This window comes from Bradyrhizobium sp. 44 (genome assembly GCF_023073095.1).
In the GTDB taxonomy this organism is placed as follows: Bacteria; Pseudomonadota; Alphaproteobacteria; order Rhizobiales; family Xanthobacteraceae; genus Bradyrhizobium.
On record NZ_JADPIY010000008.1, the window covers coordinates 788,252 to 804,222 of the forward strand.

16 protein-coding genes are annotated in these 15,971 nt (G+C 58.0%); 7 read left to right on the plus strand and 9 right to left on the minus strand.

Annotated features, from left to right (window positions below; translation table 11 throughout):
- The first annotated feature begins 125 nt into the window (after positions 1-125).
- The 7 genes from IVB41_RS05785 to IVB41_RS05815 all read left to right on the plus strand — a co-directional run bounded on the left by IVB41_RS05785 (position 126) and on the right by IVB41_RS05815 (position 5,902).
- Positions 126-932 (plus strand): response regulator, encoded by an 807-nt coding sequence (locus tag IVB41_RS05785; RefSeq protein ID WP_247427718.1) that lies wholly within the window; start codon positions 126-128, stop codon positions 930-932.
- 163 nt (positions 933-1,095) lie between these two features.
- Positions 1,096-1,695, plus strand: a complete 600-nt coding sequence (locus IVB41_RS05790) for a nuclear transport factor 2 family protein (protein WP_247427721.1) — start codon at positions 1,096-1,098, stop codon at positions 1,693-1,695.
- 337 nt (positions 1,696-2,032) lie between these two features.
- A complete protein-coding gene (locus IVB41_RS05795) occupies positions 2,033-3,214 on the plus strand; it encodes an XRE family transcriptional regulator (protein ID WP_247427724.1) in 1,182 nt (393 codons plus the stop codon).
- On the plus strand, positions 3,211-3,711 hold the full coding sequence (locus tag IVB41_RS05800; protein ID WP_247427727.1) for a DUF4411 family protein: 501 nt from the start codon (positions 3,211-3,213) through the stop codon (positions 3,709-3,711). The genes IVB41_RS05795 and IVB41_RS05800 overlap by 4 nt, the downstream gene beginning before the upstream one ends.
- A gap of 112 nt (positions 3,712-3,823) precedes the next feature.
- Positions 3,824-4,714: a ParA family protein gene (locus IVB41_RS05805; RefSeq protein WP_247427731.1), complete on the plus strand. Its 891-nt coding sequence runs from the start codon at positions 3,824-3,826 to the stop codon at positions 4,712-4,714.
- A gap of 1 nt (position 4,715) precedes the next feature.
- Positions 4,716-5,204 (plus strand): hypothetical protein, encoded by a 489-nt coding sequence (locus tag IVB41_RS05810; RefSeq protein WP_247427734.1) that lies wholly within the window; start codon positions 4,716-4,718, stop codon positions 5,202-5,204.
- Positions 5,201-5,902 carry a hypothetical protein gene (locus tag IVB41_RS05815; protein WP_247427737.1) on the plus strand — a complete coding sequence of 234 codons (702 nt, stop codon included), beginning with the start codon at positions 5,201-5,203 and terminating at the stop codon, positions 5,900-5,902. Before IVB41_RS05810 ends, IVB41_RS05815 begins: the two co-directional genes overlap by 4 nt.
- A 588-nt stretch (positions 5,903-6,490) precedes the next feature.
- Here IVB41_RS05815 and IVB41_RS05820 read toward each other — a convergent pair.
- The 9 genes from IVB41_RS05820 to IVB41_RS05860 all read right to left on the minus strand — a co-directional run bounded on the left by IVB41_RS05820 (position 6,491) and on the right by IVB41_RS05860 (position 15,570).
- Positions 6,491-7,078 carry a terminase small subunit gene (locus IVB41_RS05820; RefSeq protein WP_247427740.1) on the minus strand — a complete coding sequence of 196 codons (588 nt, stop codon included), beginning with the start codon at positions 7,076-7,078 and terminating at the stop codon, positions 6,491-6,493.
- Positions 7,079-8,246: 1,168 nt separating this feature from the next.
- On the minus strand, positions 8,247-9,713 hold the full coding sequence (locus IVB41_RS05825) for a phage/plasmid primase, P4 family (RefSeq protein WP_247427743.1): 1,467 nt from the start codon (positions 9,711-9,713) through the stop codon (positions 8,247-8,249).
- Complete coding sequence (locus IVB41_RS05830; protein WP_247427746.1) at positions 9,706-10,725, minus strand: DNA-primase RepB domain-containing protein; 1,020 nt, start codon at positions 10,723-10,725, stop codon at positions 9,706-9,708. The genes IVB41_RS05825 and IVB41_RS05830 overlap by 8 nt, the downstream gene beginning before the upstream one ends.
- A gap of 10 nt (positions 10,726-10,735) precedes the next feature.
- Positions 10,736-10,951: a hypothetical protein gene (locus IVB41_RS05835; RefSeq protein WP_247427749.1), complete on the minus strand. Its 216-nt coding sequence runs from the start codon at positions 10,949-10,951 to the stop codon at positions 10,736-10,738.
- Positions 10,952-10,956: 5 nt separating this feature from the next.
- Positions 10,957-11,787 carry a hypothetical protein gene (locus IVB41_RS05840; RefSeq protein ID WP_247427752.1) on the minus strand — a complete coding sequence of 277 codons (831 nt, stop codon included), beginning with the start codon at positions 11,785-11,787 and terminating at the stop codon, positions 10,957-10,959.
- Positions 11,788-11,834: 47 nt separating this feature from the next.
- A complete protein-coding gene (locus IVB41_RS05845) occupies positions 11,835-12,185 on the minus strand; it encodes a hypothetical protein (RefSeq protein WP_247427754.1) in 351 nt (116 codons plus the stop codon).
- Positions 12,186-12,367: 182 nt separating this feature from the next.
- The gene (locus IVB41_RS05850) at positions 12,368-13,315 is read right to left on the minus strand and encodes a hypothetical protein (protein WP_247427757.1); all 948 of its coding nucleotides are present in this window, start codon (positions 13,313-13,315) and stop codon (positions 12,368-12,370) included.
- 623 nt (positions 13,316-13,938) lie between these two features.
- Entirely contained in the window at positions 13,939-14,154 is a 216-nt protein-coding gene (locus tag IVB41_RS05855; protein WP_247427760.1) for a helix-turn-helix domain-containing protein, read from the minus strand.
- 201 nt (positions 14,155-14,355) lie between these two features.
- On the minus strand, positions 14,356-15,570 hold the full coding sequence (locus IVB41_RS05860) for a site-specific integrase (protein WP_247427782.1): 1,215 nt from the start codon (positions 15,568-15,570) through the stop codon (positions 14,356-14,358).
- Between the last annotated feature and the right edge of the window lie 401 nt (positions 15,571-15,971).

The following is a 15,971-nucleotide window of genomic DNA, read 5'->3' on the forward strand; positions in this document are numbered from 1 at the left end:
GAAAAAGTTCCGCCCCCATGCGGAACTTTTCTCAGGCTGAGGCGTAATCAGCCCAGCAGGGGAACCCGGGCCCCCCGCCTAACGCCTGCACATCAAGGTCGGCCCGATGATGATATGGAGTGGGGATGTCCCGTTCACAGCTTGTTGCTGAACACTTGCCGTTGTTGCGCCGGTACGCACGCGCCCTGACGGGCAGCCAGTCCTCCGGTGACGCCTATGTCGCAGCCATGTTGGAAGCCATGCTGGGAGATCCGTCGGTGCTCGACGAGAGCCACGGGCCGCGCGCCGGCCTGTTCCGGCTGTTCACCCAGATCTGGAATTCCGTTTCCGTCAACGACGATTCCGAGGTGACGAACCTGCCGATGCCGCCGGAGCGGCGGCTCTCGAACATCACGCCGTTGCCGCGGCAAGCCTTCCTGCTGCTCTCGCTCGAGGGATTTTCGGAGGAAGAGGTCGGCTACGTTCTTGGCACCGACGTCGGCGAGACGCGCCGGCTCGCGGATGCCGCAGGCCGTGAGATGGCCGCCGAGATCGCCACCGACGTGCTGATCATCGAGGATGAGACCTTCATCGCCATGGATCTCGAAAGCCTGGTGAAGAATCTCGGCCACAATGTCGTCGGCGTCGCCCGTACCCACGCCGATGCGGTCGCCTTGGCAAAGAACAGGCGGCCCGGCTTGATCCTGGCCGACATCCAGCTCGCCGACGGCTCGTCGGGCCTCGACGCCGTCAACGAGCTGCTCCGCACCTTCGAGGTGCCGGTGGTGTTCATCACCGCGTATCCGGAACGCTTCCTTACCGGAGAGCGCCCCGAGCCGGCGTTCCTGATCTCAAAACCGTTCCAGCCGGCGATGGTGTCGGCAGTGGCGAGCCAGGCTCTGTTCTTCCAGCGCAACTCCCGCAACCGCGCCCCGAAGGTGCCGGCGGCGTAAGGAAGGCGCCAGCGCCCGGCATTTGACGAAATCTGATCCGGCGTGCCGCAAGGTGCGCCGGATTTTTATTGACGAGGTTGCCACGCTTGACGGCCATCGAATTCGCCGCTCATACCTCCTGCAGCGGCCGCGTTGCAGCCGCGGTGCCATCGGAGACGTGTTCATGGACCAGCAACTTGTCGACCGCCTCGCCGTCCGCGACCTCGTCGAGAACTGGGCGGTGTGGCGCGACGCTGGCGATTGGGAGCGCTTTGCCACGGTCTGGCACGAAGAAGGCTGGATGTCCGCCACCTGGTTTCAGGGGCCGGCGCGGGATTTCATGCGGGTCAGCCAGGAGGGGTTCGCCAAGGGTGTGCGCATCCTGCATTTCCTCGGCGGCTGCAGTATCGATCTCGAGGGGGCGCGCGCCATCGCGCAGACCAAGATGACCATCTCGCAGCGCGCGCCGGTGCACGACGTGCCCTGCGACGTCGTCTGCACCGGGCGCTTCTACGATTTCCTGGAGAAGCGGCAGGGAAAATGGGGCATCGTCCGCCGCCAGCCGATCTACGAGAAGGACCGGATCGACCCGGTCGATCCCGCCGCGACACTTCAGCTCGACCAGAAAGCCCTTGCCGCGCTCCCGGAAGGCTACCGCCACCTCGCCTACATGCAGGAGCTGATCGGCTACAAGGTCAAGCGCGACATGCCGGGCTTGACCGGGCCCGAGGTCGAGAAGCTCTATGGAGAGGGGCGGGAGTGGCTCGCGGGAAAGGCGCACTGAACGCCAGACAAAAGTAAGGCGCGACTGGCATCACCACGGCCGCGGATTTCTATTATCTATATGATTATACTTATAATTTTTTTTTATAAGCGCTCTTGTGCCCTACGTTATGCCCCAAGTCGGGCCGAAACCGGCCTAGCCCTCATTAGATACCTACCGCAAAACCGTCCGGGGACGCTCGTGGAGCGGCCTTCCGCGCGGCCAGCTAACCAGCGCTCGGGAGCAATGAACGCACGGGCTGGGCTGGCTGGGCGGCGTCGGATACGTTGAGAGACTTTTATCGGACAACCGATATCATACCCTCGCTCGAAGCTACCTTAACCCCTAGATTCCATTTATGGCCGTCGCCGCTAAGAAACAAAAACCTGCGCTCAACCCGCAAATGCTCAGATGGGCACGCGAGTGGCGGGGACGCACGCTCGAAGAGGCGGCGCACCGCGTTGGCAAGACGCCCGAAGATATCGCCGAGTGGGAGGCCACGCCGGGCGGACCTACCGTGCGGCAAGCCCGCACGCTTGCAGACTTCTACAACCGGCAATTTCTCGAATTCTTTCGAAGCACTCCCCCACCGATTCGAGAACCGCGACTGGTCACCGACTTTCGCCTGCATCGCGACGCGCCAAATCCTAAAGAGACGCGCGAGCTAAAAATCATCCAAGCTTGGGCTGAAGCACAGAGGGCGAATGCGCTCGACTTGTTTGAAGAGATTGGCGAAGCCCCACCTTCGCTACCTGCTGAACTTTTTTCGACACCCGATAGTCCGTCCGAAGAGGCAGCCGAACGCGCCCGGCGTGTTCTGAAGTTTCCGTTCATCGAACAAACGAAGCTTCCGGCGAGCAAACGCGACGAACTGCCAGCCATCATCCGGAAAAAACTTGAAGGGCTCGGTATTCTCACTCTAAAGCACTCCGGTCTAGCCGATTTTCACGCGCGAGGGATTTGCATCTTTGCCACTCCGCTTCCCGTGATCATATTCGGGAATGAATCTCCCGCGGCGCAGGCGTTCACTCTGGCGCACGAACTCGCGCACGTCTCACTCAAAGAAAGTGGCATCAGCGGCAAACGTAGCAAGGACGCGGCGGCCATCGAGCGGTGGTGCGACCAATTCGCGGCTGCATTCCTTATGCCCCGAAGTGAAGTCGCTGCTCTTCTTGGGCCTCCGCGACGACCGCAGCTTGAGGAAATGACAGACGAGTGGCTGAACGGAATCGCGTCGCACTTTCGGGTCAGTGCGCACGCGATGCTAATCCGCCTAGTCAATCTAGACTACATCAAAGCTAGTTTTTATTGGGGTGTGAAGAAGCCGCTCTTCGACGCACACGAAGCCAATTACAAATCGTTTGGACGACCGAAGTACTACGGCAGTCGATATCGCTCTTCCCTAGGAAATCTTTATACCGGCCTCGTGCTTGAAGCTTGGAATTCCGGGCGCATCACGAACCACAGCGCTGCCGAATACATGGGTATAAAAAACTTCGAGCACCTTTTTGACATCCGAAGCCATTTCGCGGGTTCATGAAAAAGCATTGCTTCGATACATCCGGCATATCGAACCCGCTAGAGACGATGCCGGAGGACATACACGAGTCCGCTTGGACAAAAATCAAAGAAAAGATTTCCAGCGGGGAGATTGCCGTCACTAGAGAAGTCTACGATGAGATGACCCACGTCGTTGGCACTGTGGGTCAATGCATCAAGGACGCCGAAACAGAACTGCTGCTCGAAGTCGGCGAAGGTGATTGGGATTACAACACCTACACCGCGGAAGCGGTACGCATGCAAGAGGCTTACGCCGCATTTATTGCGGAGAACACGGGCAAGGCAGGGACTGTCGGCTTAAACGACATCTCGATTATTGCGCTCGCGAAGACCCTCAAGCTGCCGGTGGTCAGTATGGAAGTTGCTGTCAACAACGACACATCGGCGAAGCGCCGAATTCCGGACATTTGCAAACTTGAGGGCGTGCAGCACATGACCTTCAGCGAATATTGTCGGGCGGAGAACCTGCGATTTTAGGCGCCTCGATGGGAGGGGATATCAACCGCTACTTAGCGGTTGTGCTCATGACTCAAGGCAAGTAAAGCGCTAATGCATCGTTCCGATATAACTTTTGTGAAGGCTTTTCCTTATGAAGGCTGCGAAGAAGAAAGTCTTTGTCCCTGTAGTGGCCGTATTGAACATGAAGGGCGGGGTCGGGAAGACGACACTGAGCGCCAACATATTCCGCGTTCTGTTCGAGCGGCGCCAAGTGCGAACGTTGCTGTTGGACCTCGATCCACAATTCAACTTGACGCAGGCTCTGTTCACTCGATCAAGTTACGACGAACTAAAGAAGCACAACAGAACAATCCTACCAGTGATGGAACCGGCATCTACGGTCGGCCTGTTTGACGTCGCGACCTCCACCATCCCCGCGCCTTCAGCAGCGTCGCTAACTGTATCGCTGCGTCACTTCGTCAAGTATCCCAATATCAAATTGGACGTCATTCCCGGCGACTTCGGTCTAGTGAAGTATAGCCTGATGAACGACAGCAAAAAGCTCGACAAGGTAAGGGACAGGTTCCTTCGCTTTATAGAAGCGGAAAAGGAGAACTACGGCATTATTTGCATTGATTGCAATCCAAGCAGTTCATTTTTGACGCTTTGCGCTCTGCATGCTTGCACGCATATACTTGCGCCGGTTCGCCCGGATAGATTTTCGATGCTAGGGTTGGAAATCTTGTCCCAATTTGTGGAGAGCTTGCCATCGATCGCCACTAAGCCTCAGCTTTTCGCCGTATTGAATGGAGTAAGACGCGGCGGGAAGGATAGTGTCGCAACTGCTGTGGAAGCTGAGCTTCGGGCTCACCCTACGTTCGCGTCGCGGACTCTCATCAACGTGGTTCCGGAAACCGGCGTTCTCAAGGCCAAGACCGACTATACGGGCTTTGCGACTGACAAAAAAGGCGGATGGAGCAAAACAGTGCGCGCTGAGGTTTCACTGGTGGCCGACGAGCTTGCTAAAAAGTTAGGACTTTAACATGAAAGACTCCGTAGCTCGCATCCTCCTAGCGTTAGCGAGCGCTGATACCTCTCGCTCCGACCTCAACGAGTTTTTGAGATGGCTCGAACAAGCTGGTTTGGAGCGTGCCATTGAAGCTGTGCATTCACTCCGAGAGATTGCGCGCGTTTCCGAAAATGATTTGGGGCGGGGACTTTTCGTGCCGGACGTTTCGGTTGAAACTCAAAAGGGGTCTGAAAAGCAGCTTGTGAGTCGGGTTGAGAAGCTGTTTCTGGAGTCGAAGCTTACGAAAGCTGACATCGTGAAGGCAACAGTCGAGCTACTAAAGCAACGCGGTTATGCGCCAAAAACGATTCCAGACGCGCAGAAGATCGCATTTCGCATATGGATTCAAAAATTACTTCGACGCGTACAGCCAGACGAATTGCTCAACATTGCAAGCCTCATTCGCAATCATGCTGTGCACGTGCAAGGCATTGACTGGCCGCTTCGCCGAGAAAGACTATGAGTAAAGCAGCCTATCAGCCTCAAGTAGATAAGTTGTTAGCTGCTATTGGCGCTCACGTTAATTCCGCCGGAGTCAAACTTGGCGTCGCACATCACGACGCGATCTCGCCCATCCTGCATTGGATTGATTATCTGAAGGGATCGGAGCTGACGGGATGCTGCGACGACATGCTGGACGGAATCCGGGCTACCGCCGTCGAAGCTTCTGGCTGTATAGCGCTCGGTTTGATTCGTCCTGCATTGTTCGCATTGCGTGCTCAAATTGACGCGACCATCGCGTGGTTGTTCTTCAAAGACCACCCCATTGAATGGGAGTTTTTACTGAGGACCGGTGATGGGTTCAAATCTCGGAATGAGACCATTGAATTCTTTGGCCGATATGTTGAGCGATTTACCGCTCGATTTCAGATTCTGACCGCACACAGAACGCGCTCTGTTGAGCAGCCCTATCGCCTTCTCTCGGCCCATATCCACGGACAAAGCGCTCTGGTCGTTCCCACCTTTCAGAATTTGGCAGCCATGGTCTACCCAAAAGGCCAGTGTGAGGAGGCCATAAAGATTCAAGCGGATGTGGTTGAGTATATTGGCGACATATTTCTCTCGTACTACGCGAGCAAATGGCCCGCATTGCCAGATTCAATTTTGTCGGCCGCTAAGGCTCGTGTGCCAAATGAAAAGCATTCGTCACTGTTTTCATAGAGCCTCTGTCCATCGTCTCAGCGTCCGGCGCGCGGCGGACTAAGCCACGTTGGGCGCAATGAGCCTTTGTAGTACACCATGCCGCCTTCGAATCGGTCGATGAAGCGCGCGAGTTTCAGGCGGCGGCGGCATCCGCCCAAGTCCCGAACTAAGATCTCTCCTTCGGCGTCGAGCGGCTTTTCGTCGGTGTGTCGTCGATTGAAGTCGATGCGTCTGCATTTACTGCCGCCGAATTTGCGCGGCTCTGTCCCGCGTCCCACGGCAAGGGCGTGTCGCACACAACGCAGCGCACTCAATCCCCGCTCCGCCCGCATTCGTGCAACATATAGCATTTCTGCGCAACGACTCGACTGGTGCGGTGAGATTCTAGCGGTTCGCTCGGAAGGACACGCCGCATTGTGCGCAGAGTCGCGTCAACATTGACGCGTCGCCGTCAGACCTGTGTCGAGCAATCGACGGATAACTTCCGGCTGTGTGCCCGGCGCAGGTCCGGCAAGGCGTCGAATTGCTCGCACCTGTTCGGCCCGAAAGCGAACGCTAAACATGATTGAGCCTTTGTCCAAGCGATTGGGGCGGCCCACAACAACCCTATGCGGCTTGTTCTTCGGCACGATCGACTCCTTCGGTGCTGATCGCGCGAAGCGCGTCGTTGATACAATCCGCGATGACCACTTGAACGATGGATGCTCGCGCGCGCTCTTCAGGCTTCAGGGCGCTGATCGCCTTCACGACAGCGTCCGGTACCATGCGCAGATGCTTTCGGATGATGTCCGCTTCTTCGCGATATACAGTCACGGCTTCGCCGATGGTCACTAGCTTGCGGCGCATCTTTGCGTTCTTAAGCTCCAATTTCTCGGTCTGCGAAATGATAAGCTTGATTTGATTCTGGCGCAGCGGCGATAGGTCAGGGTCGGCGGCAGTCTTCGCCTTGTCCTCAATCATCCATCGCAGCATATCGCCAGCGGGAATCTCCCACGGGTCGAATTGATTACCACGACGGAGCACCGGGCCGCCGTTCTCGATTGCGCGATCAAGGTCATATCGTGTGATGCCAAAGGTCCGGCAGAATTCTTGCTTCGTCATCGTTGCGCCGGGGCCGACTCGTTCGGGATGGTGCACCGGTTCATAGGGTAGCGTTTCCATGGATTCGAACTCCGGGTAATTGGACTTTACCATGGGAGACTCCTCTCAAAGCTTGAGGGTGATAGCGTCGCGAGCGAATCCACAGTTCGTCGGAACTGTGCGCCGCTGTATGCGATCGTCGGCGGGGGTTTGTATGCAGCCAGGCGATCACGACCGGCGGCGACGTCAGCGAAGGCGCGCGCAAGCGCTGCATAGTTGCTCGGATGGGCGCTGTTGAGACTCGTGCTTCCGGTCATAGCGCGCCAGCGGACGACTCGGCGAGCTATGTCGTGACCGCAACGCTCGGCGAAGTCGCTATAGATCGATTGAAGCTCTGCGCGGGTCATCGGCTGCACTCTCTGTTTCGTCTTCAAAATAGGAGCGGCACCCCGCAAGAGTCAAAGTAACACTTGGCGCGCGTCGGCGATGCCGACGCTACACGCGCGAGAAGGATATTTTGAATCTCAGTTAGCGACACAGCATTGTTGGTGTCGAGTTGAAAAATATGAGTCGCAGGGCCAGCTAGTGCGGCTCCGCCTTTCCCTCATAGCACCTGCGTAAAATCCGGGACCCGAAGAAATATTTCTTAACTTTGTGCATGGAACGTCATGCTCTTCTTCGGTGGGCCAAATTATTTCTCTTCAATCAATGTCGGGGGAGCATGTCGCGTTGTCGTCGAGCAGGTGGCATGCACCGATCGCCTCGTGTCGAACGGCACATCGGCTCGCGACATAATCCGTAGCAAGTATTTGACTTGAGGAATAAAAGGGCGGAATGGCACAACACCATTTGATCTATTTGCGCTCTAGAGCCATGGGGTGGGGTGACGCGGTCATTGTGCTAATGCGCGATGCATTGCGCACCTATTAGCGCCCGGCGTCGAGACCACAGATAGCGCGCACCGGTATGTGGCTTGAGGCTGTGACCGTGCGATGCCATGGCGGGGGTGGGGTGTCACTCATTCATGTCACCGCTGTCACGCGAGTGTCACTGTCTCTGTGACACCAAAAACCCCCGATATTTCGAGGCTCAAACTGTCATCTGTCACCTTTTTTAGATTATTCATTAAAAAGGTATAGAGAGGGACAGTAGGGCGCACCCTGTTGTGTGGTGCGCCCGTAAGCGCTGACCTGAAAAAAGTAGGGTGACAGTGTGACAGATTGTAGAAGTGCCGGCGACACAGTCACTTCTTGCATTTTTGGCGTGACACTCGGCGGGACAGCTACAGTGACAGAAGCTCGGGATGGAATTTCCGCTTCAACTTCAAACCCACGAAACGCGCTCTGACGCGCTCGCCATTGCCGGGTTTCGACAGGTGCGGGTCGTGCCACCTGATTTGATTTGTAGCGTGCTTCACGCCTCGCGCACGGAGCGCCGCGATCATGTCTTCCTTGAAATCGCTGCGATTGCGTCGTTCGCGCATGCTGAGCGACTCTCGGTCGGTCCATTCCCTGTAAGCGTCGAATGCGAGCGACAACGGCAAGACGTCGTCTTTGTCTCCCGTCACTACAAGGCACTCTTTGGTGAACCGCAGCGCAGGAGACTGAGAGTCGGTCAATTGCTCTTGGGCGATCAGGCCGCGTTCGCCGATTGTGAACCGTCGATTGCGCCGGAGGCGCTTCAGACCTTCAATAGCCCAATTCGCGATACCCGGCAGTTCGTCGTTCAGCCGGGCCTTCAACGTCATGTCTTCCTTCCCGGCGAACGATCGGTCGAATACGAATAGCAGTTCGCGAATCGCCAGTGCGCCGGACTCGTCAATGAACTTCGGATGCTTGTTAGCAAGCAGCGTGATCTTGGCGGGGATGTGCACCTGATTCAGCATCGTCTTATTTTTGCGATTCACCGATACGGCGTCGTTGCCGCTGATGCTTTTGATGCGCTCAAGGGCCATGCTGCGCTTAGACAACTCGGTGTCGGACGCGACTGGAATGACCATCAGCCGCTTATCGATCATCGTTTGCAGCCCGAAGTCGCCCGCGAGATCATTAAGCATGATCGACGCGCGATGATGCGCGCCTGTCAGCTGCTCAAGGACTCCTTTAATCGTGCCCTTACCACCGCGGCTTGCGCCGATCATGGCGGCGATCTTCTCGAAGCTGGTATCGGGCGTAAGTGTATAGCCGAACCACTCTTGCAAAGTCGGGTGATAGGACTTGTCCAGCCATTCGCCGAGTTTCGCCAGCCACAGCGGACAGTCGGCACTAGAGTCGAACGCCCAACCGGGAACGCCGGTCGCGAAGTAGTCGGGCGTTAAGTCCATCAGTTCGCCGGTCGCAATGTTGAAGATCCCATTGTTCGCCAAGATCAAGTCGTTTGGCGATGGGGCATCTTCGCGCGCGTTGATCCATTCGAAGGGGCGAGCATTGACGCTGCGAGCAATCTTGACCTCGCGAACCATCAATCCAAGTTTGGTGATGTCTAGCCGAATCTCGGTGTCGGTCTTGCGAATTTCGGCGACCACTTCCGGATCGGTGACGAGGCGCCAGACGTTATTAGGCCCTAGCGTGTAAAGGTCCCCATCCGAACAGATAAGCTGCGCGTGCTCCTCGCGGGCTAGGAGGAAGCGGTGGGCGTTGTTGCTTGCATGCTTCGACGGGTCATAAGCGACTTCGCGCGGCCACATGGGTTTGTTAAAATCAAAATCCGAGTGCGGCTCCTCGCCGAACATTTCCCGCCAGCTAGACATTTTCGAAGTCCCTCGAAGCATCATTGAAGATTCTGAAGATCACGTCGCCGGGGACTCCGTTGTCACGGCAAAGCTTGCGCAACGTGCCAGCGGTCAGGCCGTCTGCCCGGCCCGCCGTGAACGACTCCCATCTGTTCTGATTGCAGGCATCGTCATAATCATTGCAGTAGACCGCGTCAGATACGCAGAAGTCGAAGAAGAGCCGCGCAACCTCGCCGTTCCCGTCGCAGGCCGCGTGCAGAGCCATCGCAAACGTGAGCCATGCTCCATTGCTATTGAGCGCTTCAACAGGAAAGTGTTTGAATAGAAGCGCCGCCGCCTTTTCGTCGAGGACGCCGACTCCGCCATCGGATGACCGGCGCGACTGTTCCGGCAGTGGCGGCAGGAATCCGAATTGGGACAGCTTGACGGGAGGCTCAAACCCGATGTGCAGGATACGCGAGACGAATGGCTCGCGGCCCGGCTTCTGATGTACGAAGCCCGCGAGGCGGAAGACGTGCGAGGCATCCCAAACCTTCAAGTCGCCATAGTAGCGCAGGGCAAGGCGGCGCGAGATATCTTCGGCGGCGGCAACGTCGGTGGTTGGCTCAATGCCCCACGTACATTGATATTTGCCGCGCGACGTCTCAACGATGATGTGAGGCGGAATCCGGAAGCCACGCGGCGGCAGCGGCTCGCCATCCAGGTCTAAGACCACGTTGCGCGCACGCCGGATGTTCGCCTTCTTAACGCCATTGCCGTCCGTATCGTTGGGCGTGATGAAGATCGCCCATCCATACGTGTTGCGAGAGCGGAGAGCCGACGACAGTTGGTCGAACCTCCCCTTGAACTTAAACCGGTGCTGTTGCTTGTCGGACTGCGACTTCGAGTGACCGAAAACGCGCGCGACGCAGACTTCCGACTCCGGCGTGGTCCGGATGTTGACCGTCGCGTCGGGGCTACCGAAGAGCGTCTCGATGTGGAGTCGGGCCGCGTTGAAGTTCAGCGCGACTTGTGGCCGTGAGCGGTCCATATCGCATTCCTCAGAGCAGTTCGCCGCGCCGCGCAAGCATTGTGTTGAAAATGGCCGCGAGGCTGAGCCGTTCTTTTGCCGAGACGTCGAACGGCCATGCCGTCACTCGCTCCGCTAGGTACATCCCCGGTGTCAACACGCGCCACGTCGTGCGCCGCGTTGGCGTCGCCTGCTTATAAAGAACGTCCATTCGGTCAAGACGGGCGCCGATGAATTGCGGGGTCATCGTCGTTACTCCTGTTCAGCCAAGATGCCTTGCAGGATGTCTTGTGCCGCGTCCTCGACTTGGCGTTCGATACCTTCAATGATCTCTTCGGCCTTCCGCTCTACAGCTTCAGCGGCTTCTTCGGCCTCCATTTCGTCGATCGTAATTCGCAAAAGCGCGAGTTCGAATTCGCAGCGTGATTTGAATCGTGCGAGCCACAGCCGAGCGTAGCGGTTTGCGGCAGCACGGCGCGCCTGCGGGATTCCACGCCAACTACCATCCGAAGAACCGTAGTGCTTCGCGATGTTCTCACGATTTTCCTCAAGCGACTGTGTGTGATATTCCATCTGCTCATCAAAGGCGGCTCGGTAATCGTCCGGTACAGTCGCCGCGGTCCCGTCGGGCGAGTGCCATCTCACGGCCAAGTATTCCTTGCGCGCGTCGTTCAGCGCAAACTTGGGGATACCCTTGAACGCCGCGTCGCTCGCGTATCCCCACTCGGTGTAGGCATCGAGCGGCATCGAGTCGTTAAACGGCTCGCAGAACTCATGCCCGTCACCGAGCAAAAGAATGGGCCGCTTCAAAAGCTCGGCGTTGCCCAATTGCAAATTTGCGAAGCTCAAGTGGGCAATTTGCTTCTGCTCTTCCAAATCTTCGAAGCTGTTGCAGCCGCGTGTCGCGTCGTTCTGCCAAATGCGGCAATAATCGCGTTCGAACTCAATGCGCGCTTCACAGCGGCGGCGATTGAACGGGTTCGCTATGCCGCGAAGTGTGCCGTCTACCGAGCCGAATGTATAACAGAGATAGCGGATACGTTGCTTGCCGATCAGCGGCGGCCATTTCGATTCTTCGGACATGATGCACCTATCAACTTGTTGGGGAGCGTGGGGAGCGCTGCCCTTGCTTACTCGGTACGATTTGCGGACGGCGGGCGATTCCAGCGCTCGAAGATCGCAATGGAGTCCAGCTCGCGCGGCGCTTTGGGCCGTTCACCGCGCCCGTATGCCGCGTTCGCCATCCGCTGCAACTGCGACTCGACCTTTGCGGTGCCGCCGTCACCCTTGAATGTAACTTCTTCAAGCGCACCTACGGCTTTCTGAACGTCAGCCTCTTTGCACTTGCGCCATGCATGAGGCCCCCGTGCGCTGCCCGTGTACGGCTGAAGGGCCTTGTCCGCGGTTTCTCGCCCACGTGCGGCAAGTGCCGCGAGATAGGCGATTTTGAGTGGGTGCATTCCTTCACGGCAGTCGGTCATGATGTATTTCCGTTTTCCAGATGGTTGATAGAGAGCACCAAGTCCGCCGCCGCTGCATTCACACCATCTTTGACGGTCGGCGGACTCTCTGCCTTCGCTGCGGATAGGGAGCGCAGCTATCCCGACGCACGACGACACAACGAAAGGAAATTCAACCACATCACCGTGCGTCGGGGATTCGATTACGCGAAGTCGATATCCAGAATTGCAAAGGGATGGCAGTTGAGCCGCGGGCCGGTGTTGATGCCGCGCGCACGGCCTGTGCGATAAATGAACTCGGCCCTGCGCTCGATTTCCAGAATCTCGGTCTCGATCTTCTTCAACATCGCAGGTCGATCGGCGATCGGAATCGCGTTCGCGGCGTCGTGGCCGCTGAGGGCCATGGCCTTCAATCGATCGCGAGCCTCCGCACCGAACACGGCGAAGAGCAATGTAGCGGTGTCGTTCAACCGGGAGAGACCTCCCGCACCATTCGGGATAGTCAGCATCGGAAGCTCAAGGGACCGCGCGGAAAGGCGGCCGGACGAAGTCTTATTAGGCGTACGAAGCTGCCGGGTCGCATGCGCAACGCTGGTTGATGCATCGGGAAGAAAACGATCGATGGCCGTTTCAATTTGCTGCGCAGGCACGTGGGCACGCTCAATAGCTTTGGCTTCTTCGAGCCTCTCCGCGCGAGTGGTTCGGCAGGCGTCATGTTCCGCGACGAGATCAGGACCAAGCTCGCATTTGTAGTTGTACGATTTGAGCGACCTCAGCACATTTGCATTCGCAAAGTCCCGCACAACCTGATCGAAGCCGCCTGGCTGAAGTCGTGTTTCGTTCGAGTAGGACGTTTCGAGCGCCGCAAGCTCCGCTTCGCTCTCTGCGATTTGTCTAGCGCAGTCCTTCGCAAGCTCTTCAGACGGCTTCGGCTCTCGATCATTGTGGATGGCTTCGAGCTTTGCGTCCGCGATACTGCGGCGAATCTCGGCCGCTCGATTCTGCTTCGCTTCGTATCTTGCGTGCGCCTGTTGACTTAGAGCTTCTTCATGCTTGAAGAGCTTGCGCGCTGGAATAGGCAGGTTGTCGTACGGCGTCCGCGGTCTGGCGCCGGGCGTGCTCGGAAAAAAAGTCGGGTTCTCGGTGGGCATTGGGGTTCTCCGGTTTTCAAATTCGATTATTGAGAACTACGTCATTGGGGCGGAGCTAGTCCCGCAGAGTCTGTGTCCCGCTTTTCGGATTCTGTGTCCCGTTTTTCGGACAGTCGAATCTCTCGCACAAACTCGCGACGCAAATCAGCGCAGTGAGCAGCGGAGCGCGTCGGCGACCGAAGCCAAGATAGAAGCGCATCACCGTGTTGGCGTTCGGCCTTGGACATTCGACCGTCGAGGGCTTTCATGGCGCCTCCATATGAATCGCTTGTGTCGTCCGGAAAGAAAAAGTGCGCAACGGCGGATAGCGTGGCAGCTTCATCGGCGCCAAGCTCTTCCCGCAACATCGTCCCGCACGCGTAGGCTTGCGCCATCCGCCGTGAGCGCGATGGCTTTTGTTCGAAGAGCAAGGGCAATGCATCGGTCGCCAAGGCGAGCCCGGCTGCGTCATTGAATGCGACCCATCGGCGCAAGCCATTATCGGTCGTCATGACCTGCACCCTTGGAGCTCGCGCGGCGACGGTCCGCTTCCATCTGGCGGCGCAGCGCGGATTGCTCCGCCTCGCGCCGCAGGAGTTCTTCAACGAAGGCGGCGCGAGCGTCTTCTAGTGTTCGGGGCGGCCTCATGACACGCCTCTGTCTTGATAGGCGTGGAAGGCTTCGAGGGTGACGCGGCGGCTGCCGCCTGCCTTGAAGCTCTTGAGCTTTCCGGACTTTAGGATCAGCCACAGCGTTGACATGGCAACGCCCAGCATCTCCGCGCACTGTTCGGGCGTATAGCAACGACGTCCAACCGGAATCTCGGCGGGCACGAACTTTCGTTTGAGAGGCTTGCGCATTGGAAACCGTCCATCGCGCCCCGCGGGGCGTCACATGGTTCGCGGTTCGGGTTCTGTGCCACCAATGAGAGGGTGGCCCGTCCGCACGGTCTCGCTATGGTCTTATCGACTCGGCGAAGCGGTCCGTTAGCCGCGCTTCGCGTTGGACGTCGATCAGCGGCAGGACGATAGCGGATTAATCCGGAGAGTCAAAAGGAACACTTAGGAAGCGCTGTCGAGATAGTCCGCCCAATCCTGCATTAGCGGCCGACGCTGCTCCACATAGGGGCTTCTGTCATAGGCCGCTTCGGACTCGGTTTTGAAGACGTGCGCCAATGCCGCTTCCGATAAGCGCCATTCGTATTTGGTTTGCTCAGCGCGCCAAGTGCTGAACGATGACCGCATCCCGTGAGCCGTGCCGTCCGCAATACGCTGTAGCGTGTGAGTCATTGCGTTGTGACCAATCATCTGGCCGGCTTTCTCGCCCTCGAATATCAAATCGTCGGGCTCAGCGTCAGTCGGGATGATCTTCTTTAGGAGCGTGATTGCTTGGCGCGATAGCGGAACGACATGGTCGGGCGCCTTCAGCGTCTTGCCGTTCTTGTCGATAATTTCCTTCACCTTGAGGCGGGCAACCGGGATGGTCCACGTTTTCTTCGCGAAGTCGATCTCGCATACGCGGGCTGCCCTGCATTCGGTCGGCCGGACAGCGCAGAGGGTTGCGAGGTCGAGCGCGCGTGCCGCTACGCGATTCTTGGTCCGAAGGGTGCGCATAACGCCGGGCAACTCGGCATAGGGCACCGAGTCGTGATGTTTGACGGCGGGCGTTACGTCCGGCAACAGATGCTGAAGAACGTTCCAGTCCGCAGGGTTCGGCGCGTCCGCGGCGATGTAGTCTTTTGCGCGAGCGTAGTTGAAGATGGTTTCGATCCTGAAGCGCAGGTCGTTGGCTGTGCGGTTGATGTCGTGCCAAATCGGTTCCAGCACGGCGACGACGTTGGTCTTAGTGATTGCCCGGACGTCCATCTTCAAAAGCTTGGCAGCGTGACGTTCGATGCTGCTCTTCGCATCGCTGGCGGTCTTGGCAATGACTTCCTTCTGATAGACGTTCTTGAACCACTCGGTCATGGCCTGCTCGAAGGTGCGGCCTTCGATCGCGACGACGACCGGCGGTGCCCCCAACTGCCCGGCGGTGCGGAGCCGCCGTTTCCGTTCGGCCGCGTTGCGCGCCTCGACTAGTGACATGCCGGCCTTGCCCGGACCGACAGCCGGGCCGATGCTGATTTCGTGGCGTTTACCTTTGTCGTGCAAGATGACGACCCAAGAGCGAGCGGTGGCGCTACGGACGTGCAGGAACAGCCCGCCCCCGTCGCTGTATCGGCCGGGCGGCTTGTCGCGTTCCATCACGTCGGTGAGGCTGAGGGTGTGCAGGGCCACGGCGGCCGATCTCCGGTTTCAACAGTCGCGCCCCCATATATGCCCCAAGGCGACCGCCAGATATAGCCGGACGAAGCCGGACTTGCTCGGAGGGTAAATTTGGCGGAAAGACCTGTTATCGCAGCGAATTGGCGCCTAAGGGTCTGAAAAAACTGCGAGAAAAGAATAGGGCGCGACTGGCATCACCACAGTCGCGCCCTACGTCGCCGGCTTATGGGGCAGGGGGGAATAGCCGGCTGTTGAGACGACTCCCGTCCGCGAAAGTCGTTCCAGGCGGTTGCGAAATTTCGTGGGAATTTTTCGCGAGGGCGCGCCTTTTTCGCACACGGTTAAGTGATCTTAACCACTGAGAACTCCCGGTCCTCTCCTCGCGTTGTTCCCGCGATCGCCATGGGGCGAGG

Excerpts from the sequence above, each read along its gene's own strand:
- IVB41_RS05835 (WP_247427749.1), bottom strand. The coding sequence starts at position 10,951 with ATGACCCCGCAATTCATCGGCGCCCGTCTTGACCGAATGGACGTTCTT.
- IVB41_RS05810 (WP_247427734.1), top strand. The coding sequence starts at position 4,716 with ATGAAAGACTCCGTAGCTCGCATCCTCCTAGCGTTAGCGAGCGCTGAT.
- IVB41_RS05840 (WP_247427752.1), bottom strand. The coding sequence starts at position 11,787 with ATGTCCGAAGAATCGAAATGGCCGCCGCTGATCGGCAAGCAACGTATC.
- IVB41_RS05855 (WP_247427760.1), bottom strand. The coding sequence starts at position 14,154 with ATGCGCAAGCCTCTCAAACGAAAGTTCGTGCCCGCCGAGATTCCGGTT.
- IVB41_RS05830 (WP_247427746.1), bottom strand. The coding sequence starts at position 10,725 with ATGGACCGCTCACGGCCACAAGTCGCGCTGAACTTCAACGCGGCCCGA.
- IVB41_RS05785 (WP_247427718.1), top strand. The coding sequence starts at position 126 with ATGTCCCGTTCACAGCTTGTTGCTGAACACTTGCCGTTGTTGCGCCGG.
- IVB41_RS05790 (WP_247427721.1), top strand. The coding sequence starts at position 1,096 with ATGGACCAGCAACTTGTCGACCGCCTCGCCGTCCGCGACCTCGTCGAG.
- IVB41_RS05795 (WP_247427724.1), top strand. The coding sequence starts at position 2,033 with ATGGCCGTCGCCGCTAAGAAACAAAAACCTGCGCTCAACCCGCAAATG.
- IVB41_RS05815 (WP_247427737.1), top strand. The coding sequence starts at position 5,201 with ATGAGTAAAGCAGCCTATCAGCCTCAAGTAGATAAGTTGTTAGCTGCT.
- IVB41_RS05805 (WP_247427731.1), top strand. The coding sequence starts at position 3,824 with ATGAAGGCTGCGAAGAAGAAAGTCTTTGTCCCTGTAGTGGCCGTATTG.
- IVB41_RS05850 (WP_247427757.1), bottom strand. The coding sequence starts at position 13,315 with ATGCCCACCGAGAACCCGACTTTTTTTCCGAGCACGCCCGGCGCCAGA.
- IVB41_RS05820 (WP_247427740.1), bottom strand. The coding sequence starts at position 7,078 with ATGGTAAAGTCCAATTACCCGGAGTTCGAATCCATGGAAACGCTACCC.
- IVB41_RS05825 (WP_247427743.1), bottom strand. The coding sequence starts at position 9,713 with ATGTCTAGCTGGCGGGAAATGTTCGGCGAGGAGCCGCACTCGGATTTT.
- IVB41_RS05800 (WP_247427727.1), top strand. The coding sequence starts at position 3,211 with ATGAAAAAGCATTGCTTCGATACATCCGGCATATCGAACCCGCTAGAG.
- IVB41_RS05845 (WP_247427754.1), bottom strand. The coding sequence starts at position 12,185 with ATGACCGACTGCCGTGAAGGAATGCACCCACTCAAAATCGCCTATCTC.